This is a genomic window from Pseudomonas sp. MEJ108 (genome assembly GCF_030208985.1).
Lineage (GTDB): Bacteria > Pseudomonadota > Gammaproteobacteria > Pseudomonadales > Pseudomonadaceae > Aquipseudomonas > Aquipseudomonas fragariae.
In genome coordinates this window covers 137,008-158,112 of the sequence record NZ_JARVSW010000006.1, presented here as the reverse complement: position 1 = coordinate 158,112, position 21,105 = coordinate 137,008, and the positions used below count along the sequence as shown (strand labels likewise).

General features: G+C 60.6%; 17 protein-coding genes. 11 read left to right on the top strand and 6 right to left on the bottom strand.

Annotated features, from left to right (window positions below; genetic code table 11):
* Window positions 1–8 precede the first annotated feature (8 nt).
* The 3 genes from QRN50_RS04045 to QRN50_RS04035 all read left to right on the top strand — a co-directional run bounded on the left by QRN50_RS04045 (window position 9) and on the right by QRN50_RS04035 (window position 3,828).
* Window positions 9–884, top strand: a complete 876-nt coding sequence (locus QRN50_RS04045) for an endonuclease/exonuclease/phosphatase family protein (RefSeq protein ID WP_011266288.1) — start codon at window positions 9–11, stop codon at window positions 882–884.
* Window positions 881–2,953, top strand: coding sequence for a GGDEF domain-containing protein (locus tag QRN50_RS04040; RefSeq protein WP_024661192.1), 2,073 nt, complete (start codon window positions 881–883; stop codon window positions 2,951–2,953). Before QRN50_RS04045 ends, QRN50_RS04040 begins: the two co-directional genes overlap by 4 nt.
* 95 nt (window positions 2,954–3,048) lie before the next feature.
* Window positions 3,049–3,828: an N-acetylmuramoyl-L-alanine amidase gene (locus tag QRN50_RS04035; RefSeq protein ID WP_096127430.1), complete on the top strand. Its 780-nt coding sequence runs from the start codon at window positions 3,049–3,051 to the stop codon at window positions 3,826–3,828.
* Window positions 3,829–3,881: 53 nt separating this feature from the next.
* Here QRN50_RS04035 and QRN50_RS04030 read toward each other — a convergent pair whose 3' ends face one another.
* Together QRN50_RS04030 and algB are read right to left on the bottom strand one after the other, a co-directional pair.
* A complete protein-coding gene (locus QRN50_RS04030) occupies window positions 3,882–5,669 on the bottom strand; it encodes a KinB sensor domain-containing domain (RefSeq protein ID WP_011266285.1) in 1,788 nt (595 codons plus the stop codon).
* Window positions 5,670–5,679: 10 nt separating this feature from the next.
* A complete protein-coding gene (algB, locus tag QRN50_RS04025) occupies window positions 5,680–7,026 on the bottom strand; it encodes a sigma-54-dependent response regulator transcription factor AlgB (RefSeq protein ID WP_003318895.1) in 1,347 nt (448 codons plus the stop codon).
* Between the two features lie 197 nt (window positions 7,027–7,223).
* Here algB and QRN50_RS04020 point away from each other — a divergent pair, with 197 nt between their 5' ends.
* From QRN50_RS04020 to QRN50_RS04005, 4 genes are all read left to right on the top strand, one after another.
* On the top strand, window positions 7,224–8,063 hold the full coding sequence (locus QRN50_RS04020) for a BON domain-containing protein (protein WP_096127429.1): 840 nt from the start codon (window positions 7,224–7,226) through the stop codon (window positions 8,061–8,063).
* Window positions 8,064–8,291: 228 nt separating this feature from the next.
* Entirely contained in the window at window positions 8,292–8,579 is a 288-nt protein-coding gene (locus tag QRN50_RS04015; RefSeq protein WP_003403905.1) for a hypothetical protein, read from the top strand.
* 54 nt (window positions 8,580–8,633) lie between these two features.
* Complete coding sequence (locus tag QRN50_RS04010; protein ID WP_002555679.1) at window positions 8,634–8,798, top strand: DUF1328 domain-containing protein; 165 nt, start codon at window positions 8,634–8,636, stop codon at window positions 8,796–8,798.
* A gap of 2 nt (window positions 8,799–8,800) precedes the next feature.
* Window positions 8,801–9,268: an inhibitor of vertebrate lysozyme family protein gene (locus QRN50_RS04005; protein ID WP_011266282.1), complete on the top strand. Its 468-nt coding sequence runs from the start codon at window positions 8,801–8,803 to the stop codon at window positions 9,266–9,268.
* A 255-nt stretch (window positions 9,269–9,523) separates the two neighbouring features.
* Here QRN50_RS04005 and QRN50_RS04000 read toward each other — a convergent pair whose 3' ends face one another.
* On the bottom strand, window positions 9,524–10,834 hold the full coding sequence (locus QRN50_RS04000; protein WP_003403907.1) for an ATP-binding protein: 1,311 nt from the start codon (window positions 10,832–10,834) through the stop codon (window positions 9,524–9,526).
* 163 nt (window positions 10,835–10,997) lie between these two features.
* Window positions 10,998–11,738: an osmolarity response regulator transcription factor OmpR gene (gene ompR, locus QRN50_RS03995; RefSeq protein ID WP_003318889.1), complete on the bottom strand. Its 741-nt coding sequence runs from the start codon at window positions 11,736–11,738 to the stop codon at window positions 10,998–11,000.
* 299 nt (window positions 11,739–12,037) lie between these two features.
* Between ompR and QRN50_RS03990 the strand changes: the two genes are divergently transcribed.
* The 3 genes from QRN50_RS03990 (at window position 12,038) to gshA (ending at window position 16,573) form a co-directional block, all read left to right on the top strand.
* Window positions 12,038–14,356 (top strand): Tex family protein, encoded by a 2,319-nt coding sequence (locus tag QRN50_RS03990; RefSeq protein WP_096127428.1) that lies wholly within the window; start codon window positions 12,038–12,040, stop codon window positions 14,354–14,356.
* Window positions 14,356–14,739 carry a PaaI family thioesterase gene (locus QRN50_RS03985; protein ID WP_003403909.1) on the top strand — a complete coding sequence of 128 codons (384 nt, stop codon included), beginning with the start codon at window positions 14,356–14,358 and terminating at the stop codon, window positions 14,737–14,739. The genes QRN50_RS03990 and QRN50_RS03985 overlap by 1 nt, the downstream gene beginning before the upstream one ends.
* Before the next feature lie 241 nt (window positions 14,740–14,980).
* Window positions 14,981–16,573, top strand: a complete 1,593-nt coding sequence (gene gshA / locus QRN50_RS03980) for a glutamate--cysteine ligase (RefSeq protein ID WP_024652525.1) — start codon at window positions 14,981–14,983, stop codon at window positions 16,571–16,573.
* A 314-nt stretch (window positions 16,574–16,887) separates the two neighbouring features.
* Here gshA and argA read toward each other — a convergent pair whose 3' ends face one another.
* Entirely contained in the window at window positions 16,888–18,186 is a 1,299-nt protein-coding gene (argA, locus tag QRN50_RS03975; RefSeq protein ID WP_003403912.1) for an amino-acid N-acetyltransferase, read from the bottom strand.
* Between the two features lie 144 nt (window positions 18,187–18,330).
* Window positions 18,331–19,479 carry an acetylornithine deacetylase gene (argE, locus tag QRN50_RS03970; protein WP_003403914.1) on the bottom strand — a complete coding sequence of 383 codons (1,149 nt, stop codon included), beginning with the start codon at window positions 19,477–19,479 and terminating at the stop codon, window positions 18,331–18,333.
* A 163-nt stretch (window positions 19,480–19,642) separates the two neighbouring features.
* Here argE and QRN50_RS03965 point away from each other — a divergent pair, with 163 nt between their 5' ends.
* Entirely contained in the window at window positions 19,643–21,010 is a 1,368-nt protein-coding gene (locus tag QRN50_RS03965; RefSeq protein ID WP_162885268.1) for a CYTH domain-containing protein, read from the top strand.
* Window positions 21,011–21,105 lie beyond the last annotated feature (95 nt).

Here is a 21,105-nt window from a genome sequence, read left to right as displayed (position 1 = left end):
CGCACATCATGCGCCGCTGGGGCAAAGGCAGTACCCGTATCGTTGGCCTGCATGATCCGCAGGTCAACGAACATCATCTGCTGCAAAACGGCCTGCCGCAAGACGGCAGGCTGCGTTTGCTCAGTTTCAATATCCAGGTGGGTATCAGTACCCAGCGCTACCATCATTACCTGACGCGCAGCTGGCAGCACTTGCTGCCGCATGGCGGCAGGGCTGGCAACCTGCAGAAGATCGGCGACCTGATCAACGATTTCGATCTGGTGGCACTTCAGGAAGTCGACGGTGGCAGCATGCGCTCCGGCTTCGTCAATCAGGTCGAGCATCTCGCCCAGTTGGGTGGCTTTCCGTACTGGTATCAACAACTCAATCGCAATCTCGGGCGCCTGGCGCAGCACAGCAACGGTGTATTGAGCCGTCTGCGCCCGACCAAGATCGAGGATCACCCGCTGCCAGGCCCGGCCGGGCGCGGGGCGATTCTCGTGCGTTTCGGTGAAGGCGAGGATGCCCTGGTCGTGGTCATGATGCACCTGGCGCTGGGGACCCGAACCCGAACCCGGCAGCTGGCGTACATTCGCGAACTGATCGGCGGTTATCGCCATCAGGTGCTGATGGGCGACATGAACACCCACGCCAATGACCTGCTGGAACACTCGCCGCTAAGGGATCTGGGCCTTTTGGCGCCGCAGATAGAAGCGACCTTTCCGAGCTGGCGGCCACAACGCTGCCTCGATCACATTTTGCTCAGCCCGACCCTGACGCTCGAGCGCGTGCAGGTACTGGCGCAACCCATTTCCGATCACCTGCCTGTCGCTGTCGAGATTCGCCTGCCAGACTCATTGCGTGGGGACTCACTGCCTGTGCCCTCTGGTGGAAGCCTTGCATGAGCGACGACGCGGAGCGTTGGAAAGAGAAATACCTCAAAGGGATCGAGCAACAGGACACGCTCGAAAAGCGCTGGGATGCGCGGCTCGATTTGTTGCGACGCGGTCTGGTGCGCAGCAGTCTGGCGGCAGAAGGCTCTGACCGCGCCGTCGATGAATGCATGAAGGAAATGCGCGAAATCGTCCGCAAGGACGATATGGACGCGGGCCTGGCAGCCCTGATCCCGCGCCTCGAAAAAGCCGTACTGGACTCTGAACAACGCCGTGAAGTCAGGGCCGCGCAAATCAGCTCGGCGCTGACCGCACTGGTTGCACAGCTGCAGTCACTGCCGCTGCCACGCGACGTACGCAAGCCGCTCAAGCGCTTTGCCAAGGAGCTTGAAGAGCGCGCCTCCCAGGCCCGTGAGCTGCCCCTGCTGCTTGGCGAGTTGAGCAATTTGCAGGGCCAGGCCCTGACCCAGATTGAAAAACCTGAAGAAGGTCCCCGTCAGGGGCTGCTGCAACGCCTGTTCGGTTCGCGCGAGGGTCACGGCCACGAGCCTCATCCTGAGGCGGCTCATCCCGAAGACGCCGCCTCCTCGGCGCCGGAATCGCATGAACCCGACGTCGCGCCGCAAGCAGCGAATACTTACGCCCCGCCAGACGCGTCTCCTGTCGAAGCCGAGGCCGTTGATTCCACTGCCGCAGCCGCCGTTGCCGCAGACAGCACGCCGCCAACGCCGGCCCCGGAAACCGATGCGCCTGCCGCAGTGATACCCGCCGTTGCGACGCCTGAAGAACCTGCGCCATCGACCACCGCTGCGGACATTGCTCCAGCACCAACAGAGGCCGTCGCCGAACCTGCACCGATCACTGTCGAACCCATCGATTTCGCGGATCTCCTGGCGCCTGTCCCATCAGTGCCCTACCAACAGCGGCCCGCGCCAATCGACGTGCCAGTTGACGAACCCGACGCAGAGGCCGAGCAGCAGCGCGAGTCGGCAGAAGGCGAAGAAGGTTACGCGCTACCCTCCTCACCAGAGCCCAGCTATAGCTCGGTGGCGGCACACATTGAACAGACCCTGCTGGGCCTGCTGGACGACCTGACGCTCTCCGAGCACTTTCGCCCGCAGGTCGAGGACATGCAGTTACGCTTGAAACATGGGCTTAACTGGTACGAATTGCTGCCGATCCTCGACGATCTGGCGGTGCTGATGCTGGCGATCAACAACGGCGGCCAACAGGAGTTCGGCACTTACCTCAAGCAGCTCAATGAACGGCTCGAATCATTTCAGAGCCACCTGCAGGCCGCCAGTGAAGATCACGCCGAGGACCAGTCCACCGCGCGCGACCTGAACGACCAGTTGCGCGAACAGGTGGGCGGCCTGCAAAGCAGTGTTCAGGACGCCTCCGATCTGCCCAGCCTCAAGCGGGTGCTCGACAATCGGCTTGAGGCCCTGCTCGGCACCATGGATCACTACCAGCTCAAGCGCGATGCCCGCGAGCGCGAAGTGGCCTCGCGCCTGCAAGGTCTGGCGGCCCGCGTCGCGAGCATGGAGCAGGAGGCCCTGGGTTTCAGGACTCACCTGGAGGAACAGCGTCAAAAGGCCCTGATCGACCCGCTTACCGGACTGCCCAATCGTGCCGCCTGGGGCGAGCGCCTCGAACGGGAGATGGCCCGCTGGCACGAAGAAAAAAACAGCCTGCTGGTGTGCATTCTGGACCTGGACCATTTCAAACGCATCAACGATGGTTACGGGCACCTTGCGGGCGACAAGGTATTGAAGATCGTCGCCAATGTCCTCAGCAAACGCCTGCGCGCCGATGACTTCGTGGCACGGTTTGGCGGCGAAGAATTTGTCATGCTGCTGCCTGCGACACCTCCTGCCACCGGGCTGAAACTGCTCGATGAACTGCGCGCCGCCGTCGAGTCATGCCCTTTCCACTTCAAGGGCGAACGAGTCACCATCACTGTATCCATCGGCATGACGGCCTTTCGTCCGTCAGAGCGGAGCGACACCGCCATCAAACGTGCCGACCAGGCGCTTTACAAGGCCAAGGAGAACGGTCGCAACCGCATCGAACAGGGCTGACTGAAACATTTTGACCTGAACAAATGGCTGGTGCCCCATGCTATTTGTATACATTTTGTTATGATGTTTCATTTCCTGCCGACGCTGCCGACCTCATGAAGCTGTATTTATCCGCCTTTCTCATGCTCCTCCTCACTGCCTGTGCCAGCGGCCCAAGGCTGGACACCAGCCATCCTTCGGTAAATTTCGATGGCCGTGCTCAGTACGTGGTGATGCATTACACCTCGACGTCGCTGGAACACTCGCTGCAATTACTGACGCATGGCGAGGTCAGCGCCCACTACCTGATCGGTGACGACAGCAAAGCCACCATCTACAAGCTGGTCGATGAAAACGCGCGTGCCTGGCATGCCGGCGAAAGCGAGTGGGAAGGCCGCACCTGGCTCAACTCCAGCTCGATCGGCATCGAGATCGTCAATTCGGGTTTCAAGGAAACGCCGACAGGGCGCCTGTGGTATCCGTATACCGAAGCGCAGACCCAGTCGATCATTGTCCTGCTCAAGGACATCGTCAAACGCAACAGGATCGACCCCAAACACATCATCGGTCATAGCGACATCGCCCCATTGCGCAAGCAGGACCCGGGGCCATTGTTCCCGTGGAAACGCCTCGCTGCCGAAGGTCTGGGGAACTGGCCGGATGAACGCCAGGTTGCCCAGCGTCAGGCACTGCTGGCAAATAACCTGCCGAGCATCACCTGGTTCCAGCAGCAGTTGGCGCGCCTGGGCTACAGCACCCCGCAGACCGGTGAGCTGGATGTCGCGACACGTCAGGTACTGGCCGCCTTCCAGATGCACTATCGCCCGGCACGCTTCGACGGCGAGCCGGACGCACAGAGCGCGGCCATCCTGCAGGTGCTCAATCACTCGAATTGAAACGTATGAAGGCTGATACTCAGTCAACCGATGAGGGCCTGGTGCTCAAGCCCTCAGAGCGGTAACGCCATATAGAACTGCGTGCCCTGCCCCGGCCGTGAATAAACGCCCATGCGTCCGCCGTGCAGCTGGACAATCTCCTTGCACAGCGCCAGCCCGAGCCCGGCGCCGCCTTTCTTGCGGCCGACCTGGACGAAGGGCTCGAAGATCCGCCCCTGCTGCCCATAGGCAATGCCCTCGCCGTTGTCTTCGACACTGATGATCGCCCGCTCGCCGTGGCGCCTGGCCTGCAAGCGAATCAGGCCGTTCGGCGGCGTGTGCCGCAACGCGTTGTCCAGCAGATTGTCCAGTACCCGCTCCAGCTGAGACTGATCGGCATGCAGGCGCGGCATCGGCTCCTGCATATCCAGCATCAGCACAATATCCTGCTCCTGGGCCTGATCCTCGAAGCGCGCCTTGGCTTCCTGCAGCAACGTTTCGATGGAGCACGGCGCGAGTTTGAGCTTCTGCAGACCGTTCTGGTAACGCGAGAAATTCAGCAGGTCATTGATGAGCTGCATCAGGCGCTGCATTTCTTCGGTGACCGTATTGAGCAGGTCGGCCTCGCGGGACTCGGGAGCGAAATGCAAACGCTCCTGAAGAAGGCCAAACGCCATGTGCATGCCCGTGACCGGGGTGCGCAACTCATGCGACGCGCGCAGGACGAACTCGCTGCGTACCCGCTCGAAAGCACGCTGCTCGGTCACGTCGTGCAGCACCATCACCGCACCCAGGATGTGGCCCTTGGTGTGGCTGACCGGTGTCATGCTGTAGGTCAGCAGTCGCGACTCGCCGTCGATCTCGATGGCCAGGTCTTCCGGCGCGCGCTCCAGCGTTCCGCCCCGCAGCACCAGATGCAATTGCTCATCCAGCTCGGGACGGCCCAACGCCTCACCGAGACTGTGCCCGAGGCGACTCTCGTCCCATCCGAGCTGGCGCTGCGCAACAGGGTTGAGGTGCTCCAGGTGGCCCTGGCGATCAATCATCAACAGGCCATCGTCGATACTGTCGAGGACCGCTTGCAGACGCTGCTGGCCTGCCAGAAGCTCATCAACGTTGGTCGCCTGATGCTGACGCAGGGCTTCGGCCATGATGCCGAAGCGCCGGGTCAGCAGGTTCATTTCGGCGGCCGAGGAAATGGGCAGCGTGACCTCGTAATCACCCTCACCGATGCGATCGGCAGCCTTGGCCAGCGCCTCGATCGGCGCACCGAAACGGCGGGCGATGCCGTGCGCGGTGACAAAGCCGATGCACAGCACCGCCAGCCCGACCAGGCCCAGCAAGCCGGCGATCCACAATGCTCGATCCCTGGAATTGATCTCGGCGTTGCTGATGTTCTCCAACGCCTTGCGATGCACATCCATCAGACCGTTACGCAGCGTGTCGAAACTTTCGCTCAATTGCGAGTTGCCGCGTATGCCTCGCGGATCATTGCCGTATTGCTGCCAGGTGGCGATGAATCGCTGATAATCGCCTCGGGTCTTTTCAAAACCGTTGCGCACATTTTGCTGGGTGTCCTGCGCCGATCCTTCCTCCAGCAGCTCTTCAAACTGCTTCTGCATTCTTTGCAGCTCAGGCTCATTGCGACTGGAACCGGTCATCAACACCAACTGATCGCCCATGTTCTGGCGCAGCTTCAAGCCCAGATCGAGGATGGCGAAGTTATGCTGAATCAACGACTCCTGAGTACGAGCCATCTGCATGACACTGACGAGCCCCAGCAGCAATCCAAGCAAAGCGACCGTGATAAGCGCCGAAATGCTCAGAAAGAGGCGGGTGCGCAACTTCATGGCCAGCTTCATTTGAGGTATTTCATAGGTTGTACTGTTTTCGTTTGCGGTAAAGCGTCGAAGCATCGATACCCAGCGTCTTGGCGGCCTGATCAAGGGTTTCACTGGTTGCCAGTACGGCCCCGATGTGTGCCTTTTCAAGCTCGTCCAGACTCAAGGCTGCCCCCACCCGCGGTGCGTTGTTGGTCGGTTGCTCAGCCATGCCCAGATGACTGACCTCTACGCGTTCCTGTGGACAGATGATGCTGGCACGCTCGATCACGTTGCGCAGCTCACGAATGTTGCCCGGCCAGCGGTAATTGAGCAGCGCCGCGCGGGCCTCCTCGCTGAAGCCGCGAGCCGGACGAGCGTACTCCTTGACGAAGCGCGCCAGAAAGCGATCCGCCAGGGTCAGAATGTCTTCGCTGCGCTCACGCAGGGCGGGCAGATTCAGGGTGATCACGTTCAGGCGGTACAGCAGATCCTCACGGAAACGTCCGCTGCGCACCATGTCTTCAAGATTGAGGTTGGTGGCGGCCAGGATGCGCACGTCGGCACGTCGGGTCACCGGATCACCGACACGCTCGTATTCCTTGTCCTGAATGAAGCGCAGCAGCTTGGGCTGAAGCGTCAGCGGGAAGTCACCGATTTCGTCGAGGAACAGGGTGCCGCCATCGGCCTGATTGACGCGACCCAGCGTGCTTTCACTGGCACCGGTAAAGGCACCGCGGCTGTGGCCGAACAGCTCGCTTTCCATCAGTTCTGCGGTCAGCGACGGGCAGTTGATCGTGACGCAGGACTTCTTGGCCCGCTTGCTCCAGCCATGAATCGCCCTGGCCAGCTCGCCCTTACCGGTACCCGACTCACCCAGAATCAGGATGTTGGCATCGGTTACAGCAACCTGACGAGCCGTTTCCAGAATGGCCATCATCGAAGGGCTGTGGGAATCCAGACCATCCTTGGGCTTGCGAACCTCGCCTTCCAGTGCTTCAAGACGTGCAGACAGTTGCCTGACTTCAAGCTGCTTGGCCGTCGCAAGACGCAACTGGTCAGGACTGCACGGCTTGACCAGATAATCGGCTGCGCCAGCCTGAATGGCATCCACAGCCGTGTCCACCGCCGAATGGGCAGTCACGATCACCACACGCATCCACGGCGCCTGAATCCGCATCTGCGCCAGCACGTCCAGGCCGTTGTCTTCGCCCAGACGCAAATCGAGAAAGCACAGATCGAATACTTGACGCTGCATGAGCGTGTCGGCCTGGGCTGCGCTGTTGGCAGTGGCGACACTGTAGCCTTCGTCTTCCAGACAGTACCGGAAAGTGCGGAGGATGGCGGACTCGTCGTCCACAAGCAGAATACGGCCCTGATTCTCAGTGGCTGCTTCCATTTTTCCTACGCTCCTTAATGAATTGTCTCAGTTAGTCTCGGAATCATCGGGCAAGTTGCATGGTCAATTCTGATTGATTCTTCGGCATGCATGGTAGCTTTCTGATCAGCTAATGGCGAACAGCCTGATTAATCCGCGTTTATGCCGTTAAAACCGTCTATTCGGAGACGAAATCTCACCGCAAAAGGAACGCTTCTATGTTTTCACTGAAAAAGATTGCTCTGATCACGGCCGCCGCTGCGCTGCTGGGCAGCGGCCCGGTACTCGCCCAGCCTGACCTGCCTGCTCAGCTCACCGAGGCGCGTCAGGAAGGTTCGATCTGGACAGCTTTCGCGCTGAACAAGCATCTGAGCCCGTTCAAGATCGATGTGGGTGTCGAACAAGGCACTGCGACACTCAAGGGCAAGGTTGAAAACAAGGTGGACCGCGAACTGGCCGAGCGCATCGCGCTGGATACCAAAGGCATCGAGAAGGTCGACAATCAGCTGGAGGTGGACCCTTCTGTCGCCAGCGAGCCTGGCACCCGGACCAACATGGCTCAGCGGTTCGAAGATGCGACGCTGGTCGCGACGGTGAAATCCAAGCTGCTGTGGAGCAGCGTGACCGAAGCGCTGAATATCGAAGTCGACAGCAAGGACGGCGTCATCACCCTCAAGGGCCGAGCGCAAAGCCCCGAAGCGAAGGAGCTGGCCGGTAGCCTGGCCAGCAACACCGATGGCGTGGTCAGCGTCAACAACCTGATCAGCCTCAGCGCGGCCGACTCGATTGCCGCCAAGACCCAGCCACAGTCTCTGACCCCGACCGAGGAAATGAGTGACGCCTGGATCACCAGCAAGGTCAAGGCAAGCCTGATCTACAGCCGGACGCTGGATGGGCTGAACATCAAAGTGGATACCAAGGCCGGTGTTGTCAGCCTGAATGGCGTGGTTGCCAACTTCGCCGAGAAAGAACTGGCGGTGGAAATCGCGAAAAATATTCGTGGCGTCAAAGGCGTCAACGGCGACGCGTTGAAGGTCATGGCGCGCAGCGCAGGCTGACGGTTCAGAGCAAAGCGTCTAACGCTTCGTGCAGAACGCACGATTACAAAGGGGTAATCGTGCAGCTTGCTGGTAACATGCCCTTACCAAACTTATTAAGCCATTGATTTTAAAGGAATTTATATCGATTAAAAAACTGGCATGCAGTCTGCAATAACCCATTCAACAAAGGTCGGTACACAACGACCCATCAGATTGAATGCCCACTCAGGCCAGGGGATTTTGCAGATGAACAGCCAGCGTATTGCACAATTGCGTATCTCTCCCCTGCACATTCAGCAAGGTCTTTTTCTGCTCCTTGCCTTGCTCGTCACTCTGATCGCCATTCAGCAGTTCCAGCGTTGGAATCAAGCCAACGAGGCAGCTCAACCGAAACAGCAATTCATCCAGACCAGCAGCATCTCCTACCGCGGTGTTAGTGCACCAGCGGTCAATGACATGTCCTCAAGCCTGCGTAATGTCGACGGCCTGGTTTCTGTAGATGAAGTCGCTCCACAGCAAAAATGGGTTTTCTGACCCGACCTTAAAAGCAGCACCCCTTATTAAAACGGCATCAAAAGGAGTATCACCATGTTGAGTTGGGCAATCACGTTTCTGATCATCGCTATCGTCGCTGCAGTACTGGGCTTCGGTGGTATCGCGGGCACGGCTACCGGTATCGCCAAGATCCTGTTCGTCGTCTTCCTGGTGATGTTCGTTGTGTCGTTCTTCTTCGGTCGTCGCGGTCGAGGCTGATAATGCACACGTCATTTCGCACACTGGCCGCCGCCCTGTTGATGGGCGGTAGCGCCATGGTCATGGCAGCCAATGATGGACAGTCTCGGGTCAATGAGCTTCTGAGCTCCGCGCCCGAGTACCGCACCACCTGGGCGAAGGTCGTCAAGAAGGAAGAGCGTTTGCCGGATTGGGTGATCAACCTGTCCGGTGCTTCCGGGCAGCAGATGACAGCGGCCACTGAAGACGGTGACAACTATCTGGTTGGACCGCTTTGCGAAACGGCCGATACGTGCAAAAGCAAGCGCCTGATCGTGGCTTTCAGCCTCGACAAGGAAGATGCTTACGCCATGTTGGTTGAGGTGCCTGCCGGTCTTCCTGCAGACAAATCGCCAACACGTCACGCGACTTACCGTTACCTGGGTAAGCCTGACGAGGGTATGCAAAAGCTCTTGAATGAAGAGCTGCGCAAAGACCCGAACTGGTATTGATCCAGAAGAAAGGTGTCGGCTTCAGGAGTCGACACCTTTCGGCTTTGTGCGGCCTGAGGAAGGTACGCGCATGACCAGGGGGCCGGGACGCGTTGATCAAGTGGATCGGCGTGACCTAGGGGTACAGGGAGTACCTCCGCCAAGGGCCGGGTCAGGCAAGCCGCCGTGCAGGTTCACGAGAATGCGTCGACCTTTCGAACGCCTCCCGCGACCCTGTACGGCGCTTTATATTTACCCTCTCGCTTCGCCCTCGCCTTAAATTGCATCTCTCGGCAGCATCAGCCCCAGCGGCAGCCTTACGCGTGCTTCCAGTCCGCCTCCCGAACGATTTCTCAACTCGACGTTGCCGCCGTGCATGGCAGCGATACGCTTGACGATGGCCAGGCCGAGGCCGGTGCCCTTGCCACTGCGTGCGCGATCACCGCGAATGAACGGGTTGAAGATGGTGTCCAGCTCGGACGGATCGATGCCCGCCCCCCTGTCCAGCACGCTCAACACCACGTAGGGCGCGTTTCGGTCGCCGGATACGTAGGCGGCGACTTCGATACCGTTACCGGCATGGTGCTTGGCATTGCCAATCAGGTTGGTCAGCAGGCGCTTCATCGACACGCGGCGTAGCGGGAAGGGCGGAATGGGCTCCAGGCACAGACGGATGCTGTCTTCGTCGTCATTGAAGGGGGCGACCACATCGCGCACCAGGTGCCCCAGATCGACCTCTTCGATCTCTTCGTCGCGCCCATCGCGGATGAAGGCCAGGAACTGATCGAGAATGGCGTCCATGTCTTCGATATCGCGCACCATGCCTTCGGAGAACTCATTGTCGTTCATCAGCTCCAGAGACAGGCGCAGGCGCGTCAGCGGCGTGCGCAAGTCGTGGGAAACACCGGCCAGCATCAACTCGCGTTCCTGCCCGGCCTGCTCGACGTCTTCGGCCATCTGATTGAAGGCCCGGTAGACTTCGGTCATCTCGCTCGGCGTGTCACTCACCGGCAGCCGTACGCTGCGCCCCTGCCCCAACTGGCGCGCCGCAAACACCAGACGCTTGAGCGGCTGATTCAACTGGCGTACGAAAATCCAGGCTGATGCCGTGGAGAGCAATCCGATGGCCAGGAACCAGCCCAGCACGTTCCAGATTTTCTGACCGCGCAACGGGTGCGGATACAGCGGCACTTTCAGCCAGCCGTCACCCAGGCTCGGCGCTCGCACCCACAGCGCGGGCGGCGCGTGTACGCGCAGACGCACTTCCGTATCGGCACCCAGCTCGGCCTGCATCTGTCGCTGATAGATCTCACTGTAAGGCCAGTGCTGCTCGCCTTCCGGCACGCCACCGCCCACTACCCGAATCAGGCCCGCCGCCTCGGCAATCGCCTCGCGATCGTTTTCACCGGCGGCCCAGTACGCGCGCAGGGTCAGAGCAACACCGTGGCTGTATTGCCTGTCGACCAGCACGTCTTCGTTCATCAGCAGATAAACCAGCGTCAGCGCCTTGGAAAACAGCACGACGATGAGCACCAGCCAGAGCGTGCGGGAGAAAAAGCTTTGCGGGAACCAGAGCGGAGTCTTCATAACTGCAGCCATACACTTTGCAGGGCGAGCGAGGCTCGCAGGTTTGCCGAACGCGGGCCGGACCCGATGGACGAACGCAAAAAACCAGTACGTCGATAAACCTGTAAAAGATTATCGACGTAACTGGCAGCAATGACGGATGTCTGTGCCGACAACCGGGTTATCAGCGACTTCCGGCACCGTCCGGAACGAATACATAGCCCACGCCCCAGACCGTCTGGATATAACGGGGCTTGGAAGGGTCCGGTTCGATCAGGCGACGCAGACGGGAAATCTGTACGTCGATGGATCGTTCCAGCGCATCCCACTCCCGGCCACGCGCCAGGTTCATCAGTTTGTCGCGGGTCAGCGGCTCGCGAGCGTGCATGACCAGCGCTTTCAGTACCGCGAATTCCCCGGTAGTGAGCATGTGCACTTCTTCACCGCGCTTGAGCTCGCGGGTTGCCAGAGACAGCACGTAGTCACCGAAACTGACCGACTCGTCTTCGCTGCCGGGTGCGCCGGGCACCGGTGCCGCCTGACGACGTAACACCGCCTTGACCCGCGCCATCAGCTCGTCCGGGTTGAACGGCTTGGCCAGATAATCATCAGCACCCAGTTCGAGCCCCTTGATGCGGCTCAGCTCATCGCCCTTGGCGGTCAGCATGATAATCGGCACCTGATTGTTCGCGGCACGCAGACGACGACAGGCTGAAAGGCCGTCTTCGCCGGGCAGCATCAGGTCCAGCACCACGAGGTTGAAAACCTCACGGGCCAGCAGCCGGTCCATTTGTTCCACATTTGCCACGGCGCGGGCACGATAGCCCTTGCTGGTGAAAAAACGTTCCAGGAGACTGCTCAGCCCCGGATCGTCATCGACAATAAGGATTTTTTCGCCTTCGGCATTTTGTGCGGTGCTGCTCATCGGATGCTCCTCTGATCTCGGGGCGCATTATGGCGTAGCTGCGGTGATGCGCACCTTGTGCATTGTTAGCAGATTTTACTGGAGGCGACACTTGTGCCTGCTTTTTCGCCGAAAAAACACCACATTTGTCGGCCGATCCCCTAATCCGGCTTCGCTGGGTATAATGCGCCGCCCTCGAAGTCAGGCAACGCCGGACTCATGGCGGTTCGCCAGCCCTGAAAATAAATGCTGGCGCACGATACCCAGGCAAGGCAATTCGTACATAGCCCAGTTTTTTGCTCACAACTCCAGGTGGTTTTATGGACAGCATCAACAGCCGCATCGCCGAAGAACTCGGCGTACGCCCACAACAGGTCGCAGCGGCCGTAGCACTACTGGATGAAGGCTCGACCGTGCCCTTCATTTCCCGCTACCGCAAGGAAGTGACCGGCAGTCTTGATGACACGCAACTGCGCCATCTGGAAGAGCGCCTGCGTTATCTGCGTGAACTGGACGAGCGGCGCGTCAGCATTCTTGCCAGCATCGAAGAGCAAGGCAAGCTGACCCCGGAGCTGGCGCGCGATATCAAGCTGGCCGACACCAAGACCCGCCTCGAAGACTTGTACCTGCCTTATAAGCAGAAACGCCGTACCAAGGGCCAGATCGCTCTTGAAGCCGGGTTGGGCGAACTGGCCGACGGCCTGTTCAATGACCCGAGTCTGGCTCCTGAAGCAGAAGCAGCCCGCTTCGTCGACGCGGATAAAGGCGTGGCTGATATAAAGGCTGCGCTGGAAGGCGCCAAGTACATTCTGATGGAGCGCTTTGCCGAAGATGCCTCGCTGCTGGACAAGCTGCGCAGCTTCCTCAAGCAGGAAGCGGTGATCAGCGCACGCGTGGTGCCGGGCAAGGAAGAGGAAGGCGCCAAGTTCCGCGACTACTTCGAACACGACGAACCGCTCAAGAGCATGCCGTCGCACCGTGCGCTGGCGATTTTCCGCGGTCGCAACGAAGGCTTCCTGAGCTCGGCGCTGAAAGTCGGTGAAGAATTGCCGGGCGCCATGCACCCGTGCGAGCTGATGATCGGTGAGCGCTTCGGTATCCAGAACCAGAACCGCCCGGCAGACAAATGGCTGGCCGAAGTGGTGCGCTGGACCTGGAAGGTCAAGCTGTACAGCCACCTGGAAACCGATCTGCTGGGCGAGCTGCGTGACGGCGCGGAAACCGAAGCGATCAATGTCTTCGCCCACAACCTGCACGACCTGCTGCTCGCCGCCCCGGCCGGCCAGCGCGCCACGCTGGGGCTCGATCCTGGCCTGCGTACCGGCTGCAAGGTCGCCGTAGTCGATGCCACCGGCAAACTGCTCGACTACGCCACCGTCTATCCGCACGTTCCGAAGAACCAGTGGGACCAGACCATCGCCGTACTGGCCGCACTGTGCGCCAAGCATTCGGTCGACCTGATTGCCATCGGCAACGGCACCGCCAGCCGCGAAACCGACAAGCTGGCTGCCGACCTGATCAAAAAATACCCAGACCTGAAAATGACCAAGGTCATGGTCTCCGAAGCAGGCGCTTCGGTGTACTCGGCATCGGAACTGGCCGCCAAGGAATTCCCAGACCTCGACGTGTCGATCCGTGGCGCGGTGTCCATCGCCCGTCGCTTGCAGGACCCGCTCGCCGAACTGGTGAAGATTGATCCGAAATCCATCGGGGTCGGCCAGTATCAGCACGACGTTTCGCAGCTCAAGCTGGCGCGCGGCCTGGATGCAGTGGTGGAAGACTGCGTGAACGCCGTGGGCGTGGACGTGAACACCGCCTCCGTGGCGCTGCTGGCACGCATTTCCGGCCTCAACACCACGCTGGCGCAGAACATCGTTGCGCATCGTGATGAAAACGGCGCGTTCAAGACCCGCGCGGCGCTGAAGAAAGTCAGCCGCCTGGGCGAAAAGACCTTTGAACAGGCCGCCGGCTTCCTGCGCGTCATGACCGGTGACAACCCGCTGGACGCGTCCGCCGTTCACCCGGAAGCCTACCCGCTGGTGCAGCGCATCGCGGCTGAAACCGACCGCGATATTCGCTCGCTGATCGGCGACGCCAGCTTTCTCAAGCGTCTGGACCCGAAGAAATTCACCGACGAGACCTTTGGTCTGCCGACCGTGACCGACATCCTTCAGGAGCTCGAAAAGCCGGGCCGCGATCCGCGTCCGGAGTTCAAGACCGCAGAGTTCCAGGACGGGGTCGAAGACCTCAAGGACCTGCAACTGGGGATGATCCTCGAGGGCGTGGTCACCAACGTCACCAACTTCGGTGCGTTCGTCGATATCGGCGTGCATCAGGACGGGCTGGTGCACATCTCGGCGTTGTCCGAGAAGTTCATCAAGGACCCGCGTGAAGCAGTCAAGGCCGGTGATGTGGTGAAAGTGAAGGTCATGGAAGTCGATATCCCGCGCAAACGCGTCGGCCTGTCGATGCGCATGAGCGACACGCCCGGCGAGAAAATCGATGGCGCGCGCGGTGCCCGTCCGGGTTCTTCGCCTCGCCAGAACAACGCCCCGCGCAAGGAAACCAATGCACCAGCGCCCGCCAACAATGCCATGGCATCGCTGTTCGCCAATGCCAAGCAACTGAAGAAGCGCTGATGGACATTCCTGAAGATCTGACCCACAGCGCCTACTTCAAGATGCTCGGCTGTGAGCTGCGGCGTCTGGACGAGGGCGTTGCCGAAGTTGCGTTGCCGCTGGAGGCGCACCTGCGCAATCGCGGCAACGTGATGCACGGCGGTGCAATCTTCAGCCTGGTCGATATCGCCATGGGCCTGGCCTGTTCCAGCGTTCACGGTTTCGACCAGCGCAGCGTGACCATCGAGTGCAAGATCAACTACGTGCGTGGAGTCTCCGAAGGCGAAGTCCTGTGCATCGCCAGGGTCCTGCACGCGGGTCGCCGCACGCTGGTGGTCGAGGCCGAAGTCGTTCAGGGCGACAAGCTCGTTGCCAAAGCCCAGGGCACATTTGCGGTCATCTAGACCCGAAAAGAGGCGATGAACACAATCACTGCAAACTGAACCTAGCCGTATCGACATCATTTGGGTTAATTTCGGCACCATTAGCGTGGTGCCGAGTCCATTTGGGTAGTACGACAAAGAGCAGTGATTGTGAACGGGCGTTACCGACCAACCAGGCGACTACGCCAGTTCCTTTCTTCACCCTTGTAGACCGTCAAGTCCACCCCCATATCGGGGCGACCGATGCGTGAAGGATTACACCTTGAGCGAATTTTTGAACCGCCGTCTTGCCTTGCTCGGCGAGCGCAACAACCTCTCTTTGCTGGAGCAATGCCTGCACGGTATAGAGCGTGAGTGTCTGCGCGTTACTGCAACGGCAGAACTGGCCTGCACGCCTCATCCGCAAGCTCTGGGTGCCGCACTGACCAATGGCCAGGTCACGACCGATTATTCCGAATCGCTGCTGGAGTTCATCACACCAGCCTTGAAGAACCCGGCCGAGACCATCGACAACCTGGACCGTATCCATCGCTTCGTTTACAGCAAGCTGGGCGACGAGCTGCTGTGGAGCCCGTCGATGCCCTGCCCGTTGCCCGACGAAGAGCACATCCCGATCGCGTATTACGGCACGTCGAACATCGGCAAGCTCAAGTATGTCTATCGCAAGGGTCTGGCGCTGCGTTATGGCAAGACCATGCAGTGCATTGCCGGCATTCACTACAACTTCTCGTTGCCGGAAGACGCCTGGGCGCTGCTCAAGCAGACCGAAGACTTTGCAGGCGATGCGCGCGACTACCAGTCGCATTCCTACATCGCGCTGATTCGTAATTTCCGCCGCTACAGCTGGCTGTTGATGTACCTGTTCGGTGCTTCACCGGCACTCGACGCGGGGTTCCTGCGCGGCCGCAAGCATCAGCTGGAGCAACACTTCGACGCCGACACCCTGTATCTGCCGTACGCCACCAGTCTGCGCATGAGCGACCTGGGTTATCAGAGTGACGCCCAGGCCGACCTGACCCCTTGCTACAACGATCTGGTCAGCTACACCGACAGCCTGCGCAAGGCCGTGGCCACGCCGTACAAGCCTTACGTCGAGGTCGGCACTCATGACCAGAACGGCGAGTGGGTGCAGCTCAACACCAACGTGCTGCAGATCGAGAACGAGTACTACTCCAACATTCGCCCCAAGCGCGTGACCTATAGCGGCGAACGCCCCATTCAGGCGCTGGTGGCCCGTGGTGTGCAGTACGTCGAAGTGCGCTGCCTGGACATCAACCCGTTCCTGCCGACCGGCATCAGCCTGGAGCAGTCGCGCTTCATCGATGCGTTCGTGCTGTATTGCGCCCTCGAGGAAAGCCAGCAACTGGCCCGCCACGAGTGCTCCAACGCAAGCTCGAACTTCCTGTCAGTGGTCAAGGAAGGGCGTCGCCCGGGCCTGAGCCTGATGCGTGACAACCGCCCTGTCGATCTCAAGACCTGGGCAACCGAGCTGATGGAGAAGATCACACCGATTGCCCGCTTGCTCGATCAGGCGCAGGGCACCGATGAGCACCTCAAGTCGATTGCCGTGCAACAGGCCAAGATCGACGATACCGCGCTCACACCGTCTGCTCAGGTGCTGGCCAGCATGGAAGCGCATAACGAGGGCTTTACCGCGTTCTCCCTGCGCCAGAGTCAGGTCCACGCCGAATACTTCCGCACTCACCCGCTGAGCGCTGAGGAACAGGCAGACTTCGAAGCCCAGGCCAAAACCTCGATTGAGGAACAGGCCGAGCTGGAAGCGACCGAGGAAGTGGTGGATTTCGACACGTTCGTGGGTTCGTATCAGGCGAGCATTCTGTCGATCAGTAACTGATCGTGCAATTACTGTGGGGAGATTGCTCACGAAGGTGCCGGTGCAGGCGCGACTATCGTGCGGCGCTCTGCGTCGCATGCCTTTCTGGACGCTCCGCGTCCTCTTGACGACGCAGAGCGTCGAGAACTGCGTTCCCACGCTGGAGCGTGAGGAACGATCATCTCAACTATCGTGCCCAATGCTCTGCGCTTCTGCCCGAAGGGCGTGGGTGAGCTTGCTCACGAAAGGGACGGTTCAAACGCCCCTTTCTGGGGGCTTGTTCCAGCCTCTTCGTGAGCAAGCTCACTCCCACAAAATATAGTCCGCCCCCAGGCTTATATCGCCTTTTCGAAGATCTTCGAATTACGCTGGTAGTTGTACAGCGAGGCGCGGGCGCTTGGCAGGCGGTCGACGCTGCTGGGTTCGAAACCGCGCTCGCGGAACCAGTGTGCGGTGCGGGTGGTGAGGACGAACAGGGTCTTGATACCCAAAGCCCGGGCGCGGTTTTCAATGCGCTCCAGCAGTTCATCGCCACGGCCACCGTGCCGGTATTCCGGGTTGACCGCCAGACACGCCAGCTCGCCCGACTCCGAATCGGCAATCGGATACAGCGCAGCACAGGCGATGATCAGCCCTTCGCGCTCGACCACGCTGAACTGGGTGATCTCGCGTTCCAGCACCTCGCGGGAACGACGCACCAGAATGCCCTGCTCTTCCAGCGGCGTGATCAGGTCCATCAAACCGCCGACATCCTCGATAGCCGCTTCGCGCACCAGTTCGAACTGTTCCTGCGCGACCAGCGTGCCGCCGCCGTCACGGGTAAACAGCTCGGTGAGCAGCGCGCCGTTCTCGGCATAACTGACGATATGGCTGCGCGCCACACCGCCACGGCAGGCCTCGGCCGCAGCGTCCAGCAATTCCGCCTGATAGTTGGCACCCAGACGCTGCAGGTGCGCGGGCACCTGTTGCGGACGCAGTTCGCGCACCAACCGGCCCTGCTCGTCCAGCAAGCCGGTTTCGGCGCCGAACAGCAGCAGTTTGTCAGCAGCCAGATCGATGGCCGCGCGGGTGGCGACGTCTTCACAGGCCAGGTTGAAAATCTCGCCGGTCGGCGAATAACCCAGTGGCGACAGCAGCACGATATGGCGCTCGTCCAGCAGGCGATTGATGCCCTTGCGGTCGACGCGGCGCACTTCGCCGGTGTGCTGATAATCGACCCCCTCAAGCACGCCGATAGGCCGTGCGGTGACGACATTGCCGCTGGTCACTCGCAAGCGCGAGCCCTGCATGGGCGAGGCGGCCATGTCCATCGACAGACGCGCCTCGATCGAAATACGCAACTGACCCACGGCATCGATCACGCACTCCAGCGTTTCGGTATCGGTGATCCGCAGGTCGCGGTGGTAACGCGGCGTAATCCCGCGCTGGGCCAGACGGCTCTCGATCTGCGGACGCGAGCCGTGCACCAGCACCAGACGCACACCCAGGCTGTGCAGCAGCACCAGGTCGTGGACGATATTGCCGAAATTGGGGTGCGCAACGCCGTCGCCGGGCAGCATGACGACGAAGGTGCAATCGCGGTGAGCATTGATGTACGGAGACGCGTGGCGAAGCCAGTTGACGTATTCGGGCATGACAACAAGAGCCTGTAGAAAAAATGGACGAAGAAAAGAAGCACGCACAACGGTGTGGTGGTTATCGTCGGAACAGGCTTGGCAGCACGCGCAGTCTCCTTTTACTCAAGATGCTTTGATTAACAAACACGGGGTATGCCTGACTCACTGGGGCGTCAGGCAGTAATGTTCGATCAGTTGACGTAACAGACGCACTGTAGGGTCAAGACGTGACATTTCGAGGTATTCCCCCGGCTGATGCGCACAGGCGATGTCGCCCGGGCCGAGCACCAGTGTCTCGCAGCCGAGGCGCTGAAGATAAGGCGCTTCGGTGCCGAATGCTACTGCGGCAGCGGTATGACCGGTCAGACGTTCAGCGACACGCACAAGTTCAGCGTCAGCGATCTGCTCGAACGGCGCACATTCGGGGAACAGCGGTGCGTAGTCGATCTGTACCTGGTGCAGCTCGGCCAGCGGCTGCAGCTTCTGCCGAATCGCCGAGCGCAGCATCTCCGGGTCCATGCCCGGCAGCGGACGCAGGTCGAACTCCAGCGAGCACTGGCCACAAATCCGGTTCGGGTTGTCGCCGCCATGAATACAGCCCAGGTTCAGCGTCGGCTGCGGCACAGTGAATTGCGGGTTGCGGTACTTCGCCTGCCACTGCGTGCGCAGGCCCTTGAGTTCGCTGATGGCGTCGTGCATGGCTTCGAGTGCGCTGTGCCCGAGGCTCGGGTCGGAGGAATGACCGCTGCGCCCGAGAATATCGATGCGCTCCATCATCACGCCCTTATGCAGGCGGATCGGCTTGAGCCCGGTCGGCTCGCCAATCACTGCCGCACGACCCAGCGGGCGTCCGGCGTCGGCCAGCGCGCGGGCACCGGCCATCGAGCTTTCCTCGTCGCAGGTGGCGAGGATCAGCAGCGGCTGCTTGAACGGCTGGTCAAGAAGGCCACGCACCGCTTCGATGACCAGCGCAAAGAAGCCCTTCATGTCACAACTGCCCAGCCCGACCCAGCGGCCATCCACCTCGGTCAGCTTCAAGGGGTCGGTTTTCCACAGTGCCTCGTCGAACGGCACGGTATCGCTGTGCCCCGCCAGTACCAGGCCGCCCGGGCCTGTACCGTAGGTCGCCAGCAGATTGAACTTGCCGGGGGAAACTTGCTGGATGTCGCAGGCAAACCCCAGATCGCCGAGCCATCCGGCCAGCAGATCGATGACGGGGCGGTTGCTCTGGTCCAGGGAAGGCTGAGTGCAGCTCACCGAGGGTACGGCGATCAGCGCGGCGAACTGGTCTTTCATGGACGGCAACGGCATGGACGCTTCCTGTAATCGAGACGGAACACGGCCCATCATAGGGCCATAACAACCCAGGAATAAACCGTTTCGGGCCATGTCCTGTACACTGACGGCCTCGGCAGCCGTTCAATCATGGGCTGCGCTCCCGTTTATCCGTATCAGCGTTTGGATTCCCCCGGCCATGCAAAAAGAAACAGAAATCAAACTCCGCGTCAGCCGCGAGACCCTCGCTGCACTGCGTGAACACCCGTTGCTCAAGAAGCGCAACAAGAGTGGCTGGGAGCGCCTGGAACTGTCGAACCAGTATTTCGATACCCCCGAAGGTGAGCTGGCGCAGGCCAAAGTCGCCCTGCGCATCCGCCGCGACGGCGATCAGATCATCCAGACCATGAAAACTCGCGGGCAAAGCGTGGCCGGCCTGTCCGAGCGCAATGAGTACAACTGGGACCTGAGCAAGGCCAAGCTGGACCTGAAGAAGCTCGAAGGCGATTGCTGGCCTGAGCAACTGGCCGATCTGGACAAGAAAACCATCAAACCGCTGTTCACCACCGATTTCGTGCGTGAGAAAGCCGAGATTGCCTGGGGCCGTGGCAAGGCCAAAGTGGTGATCGAAGCCGCACTGGACCTGGGCCAGGTGGTTGCGGGCAAGCAGAAGGAAGAAATCTGCGAGCTGGAACTCGAGCTGCGTGAAGGCGAGCCTGCCGCGCTGCTGGAACTCGCCGCCGAGCTGGCTGCAACGCTGCCGCTGATGCCGTGCGATATCAGCAAGGCCGAGCGCGGCTACCGTCTGCTCGATGCCAGCAGCTACTCGCTGAGCCTGCACGCGCCCGCCCTGAATGCTGAAACGCCGCTGGACGACGCTTATTCCGCGCTGGCCTGGCATCTGTTGGGCAGCAGCCAGCGTCTGGCCGAGCAATACCGTTTCAACGGCCACTGGCGCCTGCTGCAGGACTGGGTCGAGATGCTCGCCGAACTGCGTGCTCTGACCAGCAGCCTCGGTCAGGCCGCGCCACGCACTTCGACCGCACAACTGCGTACTGCGCTCGACGCCTTGCTGGAAGACTGGCGACCGCTGGTTCAGGCCGGGCAGGACGATGCCGATGTACGCGGTGCCGCCCACGAGCAATTCCTCGAAGAATTGCAGGACACGCGCTGGGGCGAGTTCTCGCTGAATACCTCACGCTGGTTGCTGGCCCGCAACTGGACCACCGAACGCAACACCCGCGGCAATCGTCAGGGCGCCGCGCTGTTGAGCAGCTGGCTGCCACGCCTGCTGGGCGAAGAAGCCACGTCCCTGCAACTGAGCCGTTATCAGCAGCAGCCGGAAGACCTGGCCGAGCAACTGCCGCGCATCGAGCGCATCCAGTCCTGGCTGCACCGGGCACGCGGCGCGCTGGACCTGCCGGAGCTGGACCGTCTGTACGGCGAACTGCGCAAGCTGGAAGAACTGGCGCACCTGGACATCAGCGACGAAGTCCTCGATGCCCGCGTGCAACAGGCAATCACCGTCTTCCAGAGCCGTGCCTGGAAAACCCTGCTGCGCTTGTAAGGCTGGATCAGAAGGCCGTAGAAGCCTGAAACGTTTTAGGGCCGCTTCGCAGCCCATCGCGGACAAGTCCGCTCCTACGCCCTCCGGGCAGAAGC